Source organism: Pedobacter sp. AW31-3R, assembly GCF_052180285.1.
Classification (GTDB): domain Bacteria; phylum Bacteroidota; class Bacteroidia; order Sphingobacteriales; family Sphingobacteriaceae; genus Pedobacter.
Window position 1 is genome coordinate 4787955 of the sequence record NZ_CP197475.1, and the last position, 14259, is coordinate 4802213.

The window sequence follows — 14259 nt, forward strand, 5'->3', positions numbered from 1 at the left end:
ATGACAGACATCAAAGCTTTCCGGGCCATCAAACCCAGAACAGACGGGCGATATCCTGAGGACCTGAAGAAACTCCTGGAACCCGAAACGGATCACAAAGATATACAGCTAAAATCTTACTTAACCTCTTTCAGAAAGATGTTAAAATCGGGATATTTCTATATGGAGGATAAACCTTCGATATATATTTATGAAAATAATAGCCAGTTAGGTATCCAAAGAGGAATCTGGACATTAACGGAGATCAATGATAGCGTGGTCCAAAAGATTATACAACATGAGCAAACCCTCCTGGAACATCAGGATAAAATACAGGCTTACCGTGAACAGGTGGGCCTGGAAGGCGAACCGATCTTACTCACCTATTATCCGGAGCCTGAACTGGATGATTTAATGACAGCTGTGATCAGTGAACAGCAGCCGGAATGTATGTTTCATGAAGACATCATTCATAAATTCTGGCGTATCACAGATGCATCCATCATTAAAAGTTTTGAGCAGGCTTTCCGCAGGATTAAGACTTTATATGTAGCAGACGGACACCACAGACTTTCCGCAGCACAAAGTATGCGCCATGACATGCAGCAATGGATGTCCACACTTTATATTTCAACTGATCAGATCAGGGTAAGGGAGTTCAACAGACTCATTATCCCGGACATAGCGGTGAATGAAAAAGACCTGTTTAACCTGCTCTATCAATATTTCCATATTTCAGCTATTCCAAACAACATTCCCTATTCTCCGGACCATCATCACCGTATCGGCATGTGCATCAATGGAAAATGGTACCAGCTCAACCTAAAAGCAGAATTGGAGGAGATACAACAGGAATCTGATACAGTCATCCTTCAGGAATATATTTTTACGCCTTTTTTTGGGATTAGCGAACCCCGGGGAGACCAGCGGCTGAAGACCTATGATCCGGTTAAAGGATGGCCAGAACTGGTAAGAGAGTCTAGAGAAAATCCCGGCACTATTGCGTTCACATTATATCCGATGTCTATCCAGCAGCTGTTGGCCTATGCTGACCAGCAAAAACATTTACCTCCGAAATCTACCTGGATAGAGCCAAAAGTACCTTATGGCTTATTGATCCATCTGCAGGAATGAGATCCGACAAGTAAAAACAACAGAGAATAAAAAGCCAGAATTGATAGGACCAATTCTGGCTTCACTCCCCCGAAACAGCGTCCTGAATCCGGGAAGGGCATTAAAATATTTAGGCTGATTACAGTGTTACACCCGTTTTGAAGATCGCGATTTCACGGAAACCGGACTTCTCATGATGGGCTTTTTCCCCACTGGCAACACGTATAATTTTATCTACAAATTCCTCCAATGCATCATCAAAAGTTTTATCTTCTGCAAGTGGCCCGGCATTGTAGTCAATCCAGTGTGGCTTCCTGGAAGCCAGGTCAGAATTGGTGGCAATCTTTAAGGTTGGAATAAAACTTCCAAACGGAGTTCCGCGTCCTGTAGTAAACAATACAATATGACATCCGGAAGCACCCAGGGCTGTCGTTGCCACAAGGTCATTCCCCGGAGCGCTCAGCAGGTTTAAGCCCTTATCTTTTGAACGTTCCCCATATTTCAATACATCTACTACATTGGCAATACCACCCTTTTGTGTACATCCCAATGATTTATCTTCCAGTGTGGAGATACCTCCCGCTTTATTTCCCGGAGAAGGATTTTCATAAATAGGTTGCTTTAAATCAATAAAATATTGTTTAAAATCATTGATCAGGTGAACCGTTTTTTCAAATACATTTTCATTGATACAACGGTCCATCAGGATCGTCTCCGCACCAAACATTTCCGGAACCTCAGTCAGTATCGTTGTTCCTCCCTGACTAATCAGGAAATCCGAGAAATAACCTACCAATGGATTCGCCGTGATCCCTGACAACCCATCCGATCCACCACATTTCAATCCTACTTTAAGCTCAGAAACGGGGATAGGCTCTCTTCTATCCTGACGAACCTCAGCATAGATCTCTTTCAGCAATTCAATACCTGCCTCTACTTCATCCCCAACTTTCTGGCTGGAAAGAAACTTGATACGGCTCTTGTCATAGTCGCCAAGACCTGCTTCAAACTCATCAATACGGTTATTTTCACAACCCAGGCCGAGTACCAATACTCCACCAGCATTGGGGTGAAGAGAAATATCCGATAAAATTGCACGGGTATTCTCATGATCATCGCCCAGCTGTGAACAGCCATAGCTATGTTTAAATACTTCAATCCCTTCAATATCTTCAGGATTAACTTCAGCTTTGAACTCCCGTATAATCTGCTCCGCAATCCCATTCACGCAGCCTACCGTTGGCACAATCCAGATTTCATTGCGAATACCTACATCACCATTTTTACGTCGGAAACCATCAAAAGTTAAATTGCGCTGTGGATGGGTCAAGTCGTGCAAAGCCGGATTGTACGTATAGTCATACACTTCGCCCAGCTTGGTCCTTACATTCTGAACATGGACATGTTCACCCGTTTTAATATCAGCTATCGCTTTTCCGATAGGATACCCATATTTTAAGACATCACCGCCTTCAGAGATATCAGTTATGGCTATTTTATGTCCACGCTCCACATCGTTCAACAGTTCAATAGTCTCACCATCTACCTCAATCACCTCAGCTTTGCTGAAGTTCCTTAATGCGATAACAACATTATCACGCTTATGAATTTTAATTATTTCTTTCATATTTTGATGTTTCTTACTTATACTGTCTCTATAGCTTTCTGAACACCATTTGTGGTGATATTGATCAGATGCTTAGTTACAGCTGCTGTTAGGCCCTCCACACTGTTCAGGTCTAACTTCCAGTTTTTCTCATAAGCCAGCACGTCTTTTACAATTTGGCCCAGGGATTCTTCAGTACCATCATAGGTGCTCCAGGCATTACTCAGTAAGGCCATTATTGCAGCATCATCGTTCAATGGAATAGACTCTTCTCCTCTTTTTCCTCTGTAAAAAGCAATCGTTGCGGCCAGTGAAAAAGCAAGCTTCTGTGGAACTTCTCCTTTTCTTTTCACGTATTCAAGGATAGAAGGAAGTACCCTGGTCTCAAACTTCGGAAAGGAATTCAAAGAGATACTTGTCAACAGGTGTTTGATATAAGGGTTTCTAAACCTGTCAATAACCTCAGCAGCAAATTTCTCTAATTCCTCTTTTGAAAGTTCCAGGGTAGGAATAATCTCGTCAAAGATAGCTTCCTTTATAAATTTGCCAACCACAGGGTGTTCTACAGCCTCTCTCACGGTATCAATGCCATACAGGTATGCTACCGGTACAAGTGTGGTATGTGCGCCGTTTAAGATTCTCACCTTACGGGTACGGTACGGTGTTAAATCGTTCACATACAAAACATCAAGGCCAATAGAAGGAAAAGGAAGTTCTTTTTGTAATGCTTCAGGTGCTTCAATTACCCAAAGATGGAAATGCTCACCTTCCACAACCTGTTTATCTTCATAACCCAGCTCTTCTGTGATTTCAGCAATACGTTCACGCGGATATCCCGGAACAATACGGTCAACCAGCGTATTGCTGAAAGTACATGCCGTATCCAGCCAAACGTTAAAATCTTCACCCAGGTTCCATTTTTCTGCCAGCTGAAGAATAATTTTCCTGAGGTTCTCCCCGTTCTTTTCGATCAGCTCACAAGGGATGATATGAACACCTTTTGTGGTATCACCACCAAAAGTCAGGAACCTGTGGTTTAACCAAACCAGTAATTTTGCAGGATAAGAATTCGGAGGCAATGAAGTAGGTCCGTCATTTTCATCAAATGCGATACCTGCCTCTGTGGTATTGGAAATCACATAACGCATCTCAGGAAGCGTTGCGGTCTGCAGGTAAGCCTCAAACTCAGTATATGGGTTGATTCCTCTGCTGATCACATCAATGGTTTCATGGATACTTTCCGGCTGACCATTTTTTAATCCTCTTAAATATAAAGTATACAGTCCGTCCTGCTCATTCAGCAGATCTACCATACCTCTATCAATAGGCTGAATGGCTATCACTGAGCCATTGAAATCTGTTTGTTTGTTTAATTCATGAAACATCCAGTCTGCGAAACAACGCAGAAAGTTACCTTCTCCAAACTGGAGAACTTTTTCAGGACGGTCTGTGTATCCTGAAAACACTTTTTTACTCAATTGCATATTACGATTTATATTTAGTATCATAGTTCACTGTCCAGGAGGTATTCCCGGTTTTACTGATCAATTGAAGTCCATTTTCCAACGGATTCAGTCAAACGATGTCTTAATGTTAAGGCAAGATTACAGACTTTAGCAGAAAATAAAGATGATTTGGCCAACTATATCTATGCAATCGATGTCGGAAAAGCAGCGGAATTGCAGGAAGAAACATAACCGGTCTGCTTTTCGGCTTAATCTATTTACAGAAGGCCACAAATCACAGTCGGATAAAGGCTCCGTATGTTTCCACAAAATTAACACAAACAACACTACTTCATTTTTTGTTAATCATAAAAACATATGGAACCAGATCAACAAACCCATCAGACAAAGCATGACCTCCGTCTTTTCAGCAGGAAAGTCTGGATTACCGTGGGTATCATTGCTACCCTGGTCATCTCTATTTTTATCATCAAAGCAGCATTTAATGTATTGCTGATGATCTTCGCAGGCGCTTTAATTGCTATATTTTTCCACGGACTTGCTGGTGTAATCTGCAGGTATATCAAGATAAAATACAATTGGTGTCTGTTATTTTCCGTGACCATCACCATAGCGACGATCACTTTGATGTTCTGGTTTCTCGGGGCAAAGATCGCTGAGCAGGCCGGGGAAATTTCTAAAGATATGCCCACAGTCATCAATGAAATCAAAGAGAAACTGGGCAATTCAGGAATAGGCCGCCGTATTTTAGATTATGTTTCCGGGACGAACAGTCAGAAATTGATGAACTCCTTTAACCAGGTCTTCCGCACCAGCTTTGGTGTATTTGGTGACGCCTATATCATCGTGTTTATCGGACTGTTTTTTACCGTTAACCCGGGAATGTACAAGAACGGCTTTCTTAAAATGGTGCCGGTAGCAAAAAAGGAAAAAGCTGTTCATATCATCAACAGACTTAGTTTCACCCTGCGGGGATGGCTGAAAGGAATGTTAATTGCCATGGTTTTAATTGCTATCCTGAGCTTTACCGTACTGCGTATTATTGGTCTGCCTATGTCACTGGCCCTGGCTGTCTTTGCCGGGATCATGAATTTCATTCCCAACTTTGGCCCCCTGATTGCTATGATCCCTGCTGTGCTGATTGGTTTCACGATCAATACCAACACGGCACTGATCATTGCCGGATCCTATGTACTGATACAAGCCGTAGAAAGCAATATCATTACGCCTATGATCCAGAATGCCATTATTAAAATCCCGCCGGCACTGATTATCATCAGCCAGGTGTTGTTTGGAACGCTGACCGGCAGTCTTGGAATTATCCTGGCTACGCCCCTGCTCGCGGTGGTCATTGTGATGGTAGACGAGCTTTATGTAAAAAAAATAGAGGGATGAGTACCGTAAATGACCAGCTGTCAGGATTTACAGCTGATCGGTAAGGGAATGCATGAACAAGACAATTTGCTGCACCTCTTCTTTTGACAGATGGAGCGGCTTTGCGGAAAGCGTTTGCTGGGGCACATCCAGATGAAGTCCCACCCCTCCGCCCTGATTGTAAAATTCGACTACTTTTTCAAGGTCTTTGAATACTCCATTGTGCATATATGGCGCCGTTTTTTCGACATTGCGCACCGTAGGGGTTTTGAATGCCCCATCGTAAAAATGAATTGGAAAAAATCCAAATCTTCCTTTGTCTGTATCCTGCTGTAAATGTTCAAAGTCATCATTAGCCGGTGTTCCCAAAATTTCATATTCCGTACGCTTGTAAAACGGGGGAATCAATCCATTGAACAGGGGAGCGAAGTGACAGCTGCCACATTGTCCTTTACCCATGAACAAATTAAACCCCTTTACCTGTTCTCCATTCATTGCTTTTTGATCTCCGGCCATATACCGGTCGAATGCTGAGGTTCTTGGCGCAAGAGAGGAGACGTATGCGGCAAGCGACTCAGACAGATGGGCTATCGTTACAGGTGCAGAGACAGATCCGGGAAAAGCCTCCTGAAATTCCTTCACATACGTGCTGTTATTTTTGAGACTGTCTATCACCACCTGATGTACTCCATTCATTTCCATGGGATTGGCAATAACAGCCAGAATCTGCTCCGGAAGCGTTTTTACACGTCCGTCCCAAAACTGGGCATATTGAAATCCGGCATACAGCAAGGTTGGTGCATTGCGCTGGACAAATGATTGATCGTCAAAAGCAAGACTCGTCTTCAGTCCGTCACTAAAATACTGACTGGGCTGGTGACAGGAGGCACAGTTTCTCTTCATATTTCCCGATAATGCCTTTTCCAGAAACAGCTTTTTTCCAAGGGCAACCTTTAGCTTACTCGTCTGGTTCTCACCTAAAAAGCTTTCTTCTGAAAGGATATCAGGACTAAACATATGTTTAGCATTATAGTTTAAGGCGCTTTTATGATTGATGCCCAGAGCTGTACGGTTGATAAATCCCCCCAATTGTTCCTGCAATGGCAAGGCAAAGCGGGTTAAAAACTCCATCCGGTCAAACCTGTCGAAGTCAGCATTTAATTGGAGGTAGGCCAATGTCGCCTGTAAGGTGGAGGACAACTTATCCTTTTCTTTTGGATAGGCATCCAGATAAGGTTCCAATATTTGTTGAACTGCTGACAACGACTGATAAGATTCAGCAATTCCGGTTTTCAGTTCAGGTGCATCATATCCGGTAATGCTCAGTGTAATCACCTTCACGAGTTCCAAACGGATACTTTCAAGCATTTCCTTGTCCGTTCCTTTGAAGGCGTACAATAATGAATTTAAATCTGCTGCGGAAGAGGAAATAAGATCGGCCTGTTCTATTACTTCTGTCTTATGCGCAACAGGATCTTCATCAAACAATAATGCTTCAATGACCTGAAATCCTGATGGCTCCTGATATTCCATATAAGGCTCATCAACTTCTACTTTTGCCGGCCGGTTATAAACCATCGCTGAGCTTTCAAAGAAATAATCCATGAAGAACTCTATACGTTTATACCCCATGCGGCTCTTTGCCAGTGCCTGCCGGGCCCGGAGCACAGTAATACTATCCTTTCTGTCTAATAAGGAAACTGCATTTGTCAATTCAAGGGAAGACTGCCTGAAACTGGCAGTGCCTTCCTTAAAATTATGGATAGCCTGATCCAATCCTATACTTTCATCGGCTGTTTTCAGTCCAAGAACGATGAAAAAACAGGTGAACCATAAAGCACCATATATCAATAGCTTCACTTTATTTCGAACCATTTTTACCCTGTTCTTTTACCATGGTAAACTGATCCCGGATTTCTCCGTCAGCACAGATCCATTTTAACTCCAAGCGGTTGTCCTGCACATCAAGAACACATGAACCTCCATGGTCGGCATCAGAAAAATACATGGCATCATGCGGATAAGAAAGCTGTTTACCTCCCAATTTCCCGGCAGAGCCACTCAATACATATACTGTTCCCTTGCTGTTTTTCACCGTTTTGGTATAAGGTGCAGAATTTTTACTGCCATCATTTTTTCCGGATGAAGAGCTCAGGTTATGCTTCTTGGGATCGAATGTATTTTCCATTCCATAATGTCCCTGCATCAATCTGCTCCGCTCGTAACCGTGACTATGTCCATTCAGGACCACATCTACTCCGGCACGTTCAATAATGCCGATGAAGTTTTCCCTGATCTTTACCAGTTCTTCTTCTTCATCTGAATTATGGGATCCCATGGTGTAGGGTGGATGGTGCCAGAAAGCAATTACCCAACCTTTATTTTTGTTGGCTGCCAGATCCTTTTTAATCCATTGTACCTGCGGACCAATGGTGTCATAAAGACGGTAAGCTTTATCTTCTTTCCCATAAGAATCCAGCGACAGGAAGTGGATATTTCCGATATCAAAAGAATAGAAAGCCTGGGTATGCGAAGGAACACCTCCGGCCTCTCCTTCTGTAGGCATAGAGAAATTCTGGTAGTAAGCCGTTTCATGGGTTTCCTGTGCATATTTGGAAGTCAGGTCGGTATCATGGTAATCGTGATTCCCCGGTGCGGGATACAATGGATATTTCTTTAACAGGTCATCTTTGTAAATATTAAAGAACTTGCTCTGAAACTCCGAATCCGTACCATCCTGATAAGCATTATCCCCCAGGAGAATCCATGCGGTGAGATCATTATTCCCCAGATGTTTTAACAACTCCGCTTTCACGTGACGCTGATTGATGGAGTTGTCACCGCAATCACCCAAAGCAGCAATTCTGTAATGTCCCGGTTTTCCAGGTTCAGGAAGGGTAACAAAGTAATTATTTTCATCTCCCTGCAGCGTGTCTTTTAAACCGCCGATGGCATAATAGTATTTCGTAGAAGGCTTTAGTCCTGAAAGTTTAACTTTATGCTCAGTGATCAGTTTAAGATCTTCCACAGACTGATCCAGTTTACCTTTAACTGTTCCATATTGTACTTTACTCCGTGCAGAGACATCGGTCCGCCAGCGGATAAGTATTCCAGTACTGCTGGCTACCTGCAAATATGGGCCACGGATCAGACGCACGGGTTCTGTAGCTGCGCCTTTTACTTTTTTTTGCTGGCTTAGTGCCGACTGACTGAACAGCATTGAGGCTGACCACAGCAGCAATAATGATTTTTTTAACATATTATTTTATACTAAGTTCTTTACCGGCAATGTCTTCCCAGCGGTAATAATGGAAGGTTTTATCATCACTCATCACCACAAAAAGTCCATGCTTAAATGTAGCATTTAAAGGGACATTCACCATATCAGACCCATCGCTATGGTTGGCGGCTACTTTAACCACCTTAACCAACTGATGATCAAATGATTTTTTTGATATACTTTGCCTGTTAAAGATATGAAAACGGTTTGAGCCCTGGTCAGATACTAAAATATATCCTTTTTTCGCTGCTGTTTTATAGATGGAAATTCCCTCATGGTCATCACTAAAACCTGTTTTTGCAAACTGGGCAAGCTCTTCGTTCCCCTTCTCAGGATCTGCATAATACTGCCTGACACCGAACTGCTCATCAGAATAGTAGATGTATCCCAGCTCATTGTCCACCGCAATAGATTCTATTTCCTTTTTGCCACTGTAGTTTCCGAATTTCCTGACCAGCTCTGCTTTGACCTGACCAGATCCATCATCCGATAATAAATATTGCCATAAATAGGTACCATCCTTGGGACCGGTTTTGCGGCCGGTGATTGCGTATATCTTTCCTGATTTACTGGTATACAATGATATACCCATTAAATCACGGTATTCTGCTCCGGTCTGCCCTTCAAACACAGGAATTCCGCCATGATCAATAGGTTTCATCTCCGGCAGGGAATAAATTCTTAACTTATGTGTAAAACGTTCTGTGGTTACCGCAATGTCAACAGACTTCCCGTTTAATTTCAGTCCATAGGCTATATCCACATTATTTGGACGTTGCAATCCCCTGACAACCAGCTCCTGCTGTATTTTTCCTTCCAGATTAAATACATATAGTCCACCGTTCGCCGCCTTATCGGTTCCAATAACCAGACTTTTGGAGGCATCAGCTGGATTTACCCATATGGCCGGATCATCGGAATCAAATTGTACTTTCTCCGTCACGATAACAGGTTGAATCACATGCAGCGTATCAAATTGCGCAGACGATTGCAAAGCCGTATTCTGCCTGCTGCTGCAGGCGGCAATTGCCATTGGAAGGGTTAAAAAAAATAAAACTTTAATAGGTTGTTTAAGCATGTGTATCAATTAAAAACATCCCCCAACCTAAGGGCCAGGGAATGTATCCGTGTGTAATCAATTATTTTAAACCAAAAGCTCCGATATAGGAAGAGGGTTCTGGTGCAGTGTAAACAATTCCGTTAACCGTCAGACCTTCAGGGAAATTCCTGTTGAAAGTTTTGGTTCCCATATTTAAAGCCGCGGAACCTTCCTGTAAATGGAAATCCCAGCTCTCATTGTAGGTTGGACTATCTGTGTTGGTTGATACAGGGAAATTCACAAACCTGGGGTCATTTTTTCCGGCCAGGGTGCCGATGATATCATTCGTTCCGGCCACAATATCCTTGCTTGGCTGGAATTGATCAACGCCAAGTTGGGTATAGCCATAATACAATGAGTTTTTAAATACAGACCTGGAATCCTCAGGGAGTTTCGTATCCCTTTTAATTCCGAACCGGGTATTGGCAAAAATATTATTGTAAAGCTCTACATACACGGTAGCTTCTACCCAGACTGAGCCACCTTTTACCGTAGGTCTTCTCCAGCCCGTATTTAGCAAGGTATTATTGAAAGCTACCACATGCGCCTGTGGAATGCGGTCGCCCGAATTGGACAATTTTAGCGCATTTGTATTGGTTGAATAAAACAGGTTGTATGCAATATCGGCAAGACATCCGGATTTGATATTGATCCCCTCACCGCCTGTTGCACCTGTAGTATAGAATTTATTATTGGCAAAGATGATTTTTCCACCTTCCAGGTAAGTACAGTCATCATTAAAAAATCTGAAAGTACTGTTCATCACTACCACCTTACTGTTTACATTTGATGTCCATATCGCAGGTGTATTTTCCCCGCTTTTTGCCTTATACAAACCAAGTTTCACAGAGCTGGATGCTTCAGTAGTTGTTGCCCCCCCATATTCAAGAATCGTATTGTCCAGTAACAATTCTGTATTGGTCTTGGCCGCCAGAATTCCACCCCACATTTTACCAAACCGGTGTGCCTGGTTTCTGTAACTTTCTTCAATAGTGAATTTAACAGGATTTGCTGCAGTTCCCATCGAATACAGATTCCCCTGTAAAATAATCTCTGGCCTGGCCAGGGTGTCCATAATGACTATAACTCCTTCTTCAATGGTTAAAGATTTATTGACCGGGACAATGATATCTCCGGTTACCCTGACTACACTTCCTTTGGTCCAGATGCCATAGACCTCACCGGATACCCCACTGGTATTGGTAGCTGTCGGAGAAGTATCGACATCTATATTTGCTTTTTCACAGCCTGTAAATAATGCAGTGATCAGCACTGCATACGTGAATAATGTTTTTAGTTTCATTTATTTTTTATTTTTCAATTGTCAGATGGAACCTTGGCGTATTAAAATATTTTATAATTTATACCGTAAGCCTATGAGATAAGTCTGTCCGTAAAAATCCTTACGGATAAGTGTTTCATTGCTGTCTGCCTCCTGATTTGGTAATCCGGTATTGGCCGCATTAATTCCTTTAATAAATAGTTTGGTGGGGGTATTGAGCAGGTTCCCTGCTTTAATGAATACGCTGAAACTGTTTTTGAACTTCTTCTCTACGGAAGCATCCATCTGGATAAATCCTTTCTGCCAGATATCATTATCTACGAACTGAGAAATTGTATTTATCCTTTCCCCGGTATACGATCCTGCCAATTGCGCATCCCAGCCTTTTTTAGTGTCCTTGAACAATAAAGAGAGATTTCCGATGTGGGCTGCCTGACCGAATAGTGGTCTTGTCTGGGCTACACTAAGCGGCTCTATATCACCTGTAACTGCATTTCTTACCCTGGTCGTTTTATCAGTAGTGATGCGTGAATGTGTATAGGTATAATTCGCCTTAAAGCCGAATTTGTTAAAGAATTTCATGTAATCTACTTCCAGACCGTAGTTCTTGGCTGTACCGAAGTTACCTGGCATGTAATAGGTATCCTGTGGCCTTGTTGCATCTGCCTGAATGGTATATTCTATAGGATCCTTGATATTTTTGTAAAAAGCACCAACCAATAATTGTTCTCCGCTATTGGGGAAAAGTTCGTACCTCAGATCAATATTATCTGCAATAGCGCGCTTCAAATCCGGATTTCCGCGTTCACGGTACTCCTCTAAAGTTGCCCCACCCGGAATCAGCTCATAAAAGCCCGGTCTGTTGACCGAACGGAAATAAGTCGCCCTTAAATTCTGGTGATCACTCAATCCATATTTTAAATTCAGGCTTGGCAATACATCTGTATAGATCTGACTACCGGAAGGACGCAGCTCTCCGGCAGAGAACAACATGTGATAGCCCTGATTGGTGTGTTCTACCCTCGCACCACCAATCACATCCAGCTGATTGATCTTGAAAGTAAACATTCCATAACCTGCAGTGGTCTTCTCTGATGCATCATAGGTCAGGGCATTGGCGACCGCACCTTTAGGATTCTGAATATCCCATTTAATATCTGCATAATTGGTAAAATCAACTCCGTAAGTTGTATTGAGTACCAGGGGCTCAAAAGTATAATTGTTATAGAAGCTGCTTCTTTGCTTGTCGCGGTACAAACCACCGGCAGTGAAATCTACATTTACGCCTGCAATTGCTGCCGTATAGGTAAGATCTATATATCCCGCCTTATCTTCATCAGTATTGCGCGACCAGCGGTGGGTCAATCCCCCCTTTGATACGGTTGTCCTGGTATCTTCATTAGCTGTACGCAAACCATTCAGGGTAACTGATGCTTCATCGGGCACATCATTCTTTGCAGAAGAATATACGGCCGACCAATTCAGTTTCAGCTTCTGAGGAACCAGTGTATGTTCTCCATGTAAGGTCGTGTTATAGATTTGTTGCTCCGTGAACCGGGCTCTTGTGGAATAACTTAATTGTGCACTTCCCGATTCCGGTTTGTAATCACTTGAAAAGTTAGTCGTTACCTGGTCACGTGTCTGGATATTGGTCAGATTTACATAAGAATTAACCAATGACAGTTTATGGTACTCGTTAAACTTGTAATCTACCTTGGCATGTACACCATAGCGTTTTTGCTGCTCGCTATATTGCCTGTAAGCCATGGAAGTAATCTTTGACACTTTATCCGTACCATCAATGGTAGAATTGAAAAAGGTACTATTTGTACCGCGATACGTATTCTGTATACTACCAGCAACGATTACCCCCAATTTATTATTTAAAAAGCGCTGACCAACAGAGATCCCGCCAACCAAATTTGGTGCAGCCTGTTTCGCTTTGAAATCTACAGTTCCGGTAGAAAAATCTGAAGGTTTGGCACTGTAATCTCTTCCATTAAGTTCGTATGGGGATTTGGAGTTCACTGCATTTGCATCAAAGCCCAGGTATTTACGGTCAAAAAACATCTGGCTATACCCTGTGGCAAGGTTTGCATTCACCACGAGTTTTGAAGGCGCGTCCTTCATGACCATATTTACGACCCCACCCACGGCATCCCCTTCCATATTTGGCGTGAGTGATTTATAAATCTCCAGTCTTTCCAGCAATTCTGTAGGAAAGATATCCAATGGTACATACCTGAATTTATTGTCAGGGCTAGGAATTTTAATACCGTTCACCAGTGTATAGTTATAACGTTTGTCCATTCCCCTTAGAATGGCATACTGACCATCGCCATTGCTGTTTCTTTCTATGGAAACCCCTGAGACCCGCTGGATCACATTGGCCACGGTTAAATCGGGTGAAACCTCCATGGCATGCCCGGAAACAACATTCATCACCTGTAATGACTTCTGCTCAATTTTTCTAGCTGTATGCTCCGCAGCTCCATCACGCTTAGCGGCAATAATGACCTCACCCAAATCGTTTCCAGTGTCATCACTCAGATAGATTTTCAGAGAGGGGTTGTTTTCATTGAGAATAACAATTTGTTTGGTAAAGGTTTTGTAACTCACGTAAGACACGGTCAATGTGAATTTCCCGGCAGTAACCTTCTTGAACTCGAAAGAGCCATCCAATCCTGTCAATGTAGTCCTGTTTGTGTGATCCATCTGAACAGAGGCACCTACCAAAGGTTCTCCTGTCTTCTGATCATACACATGCCCTTTGATGTTACTTGCCTTGGCAATGGTAACACTCAAAAATAAGCAGAGAATCGTTTTTAAAATTAGGTTCATTATGTAATTATTTTGATTGCAGGTGATGTTTTTGAATCACCGCATCAAAAGTGCAAACTGGAATTTCTGATGTAGAAAAGTTGGCGTATACAAAATGTGAACACCGTTACAGCCAGTGTATACACAACGCATACAGCGTATACAAACAAAACACAATCAACTGATTATCTATTAATTACACAATACACAACCGCCATTATCATTCAGTTAGCGTAACAT

Annotated in this window: 9 protein-coding genes; 2 read left to right on the plus strand and 7 right to left on the minus strand. The window is 42.5% G+C overall.

What is annotated here, in order from left to right; all coding sequences use genetic code 11:
- Positions 1-1113, plus strand: a complete 1113-nt coding sequence (locus ACSBL2_RS19710; RefSeq protein ID WP_442588269.1) for a DUF1015 family protein — start codon at positions 1-3, stop codon at positions 1111-1113.
- Positions 1114-1231: 118 nt separating this feature from the next.
- On the opposite strand, the gene ACSBL2_RS19715 is transcribed toward ACSBL2_RS19710, so the two are convergent.
- Both ACSBL2_RS19715 and ACSBL2_RS19720 read right to left on the minus strand, forming a co-directional pair.
- Positions 1232-2719 (minus strand): UxaA family hydrolase, encoded by a 1488-nt coding sequence (locus tag ACSBL2_RS19715; RefSeq protein WP_442588270.1) that lies wholly within the window; start codon positions 2717-2719, stop codon positions 1232-1234.
- A gap of 17 nt (positions 2720-2736) precedes the next feature.
- Entirely contained in the window at positions 2737-4182 is a 1446-nt protein-coding gene (locus tag ACSBL2_RS19720; RefSeq protein WP_442588271.1) for a tagaturonate reductase, read from the minus strand.
- 339 nt (positions 4183-4521) lie between these two features.
- Between ACSBL2_RS19720 and ACSBL2_RS19725 the strand changes: the two genes are divergently transcribed.
- Positions 4522-5559: an AI-2E family transporter gene (locus ACSBL2_RS19725; protein ID WP_442588272.1), complete on the plus strand. Its 1038-nt coding sequence runs from the start codon at positions 4522-4524 to the stop codon at positions 5557-5559.
- A 27-nt stretch (positions 5560-5586) separates the two neighbouring features.
- Here the strand turns inward: ACSBL2_RS19725 and ACSBL2_RS19730 are convergent, their stop codons facing one another.
- The 5 genes from ACSBL2_RS19730 to ACSBL2_RS19750 form a co-directional block, all read right to left on the minus strand.
- A complete protein-coding gene (locus ACSBL2_RS19730) occupies positions 5587-7398 on the minus strand; it encodes a cytochrome c peroxidase (RefSeq protein ID WP_442588273.1) in 1812 nt (603 codons plus the stop codon).
- A 1-nt stretch (position 7399) separates the two neighbouring features.
- On the minus strand, positions 7400-8797 hold the full coding sequence (locus ACSBL2_RS19735) for a purple acid phosphatase family protein (protein WP_442588274.1): 1398 nt from the start codon (positions 8795-8797) through the stop codon (positions 7400-7402).
- A gap of 1 nt (position 8798) precedes the next feature.
- Positions 8799-9896: a phytase gene (locus ACSBL2_RS19740; protein ID WP_442588275.1), complete on the minus strand. Its 1098-nt coding sequence runs from the start codon at positions 9894-9896 to the stop codon at positions 8799-8801.
- Between the two features lie 61 nt (positions 9897-9957).
- Positions 9958-11220, minus strand: a complete 1263-nt coding sequence (locus ACSBL2_RS19745; protein ID WP_442588276.1) for a right-handed parallel beta-helix repeat-containing protein — start codon at positions 11218-11220, stop codon at positions 9958-9960.
- Between the two features lie 51 nt (positions 11221-11271).
- Positions 11272-14040 (minus strand): TonB-dependent receptor domain-containing protein, encoded by a 2769-nt coding sequence (locus ACSBL2_RS19750; RefSeq protein ID WP_442588277.1) that lies wholly within the window; start codon positions 14038-14040, stop codon positions 11272-11274.
- Positions 14041-14259: the final 219 nt, after the last annotated feature.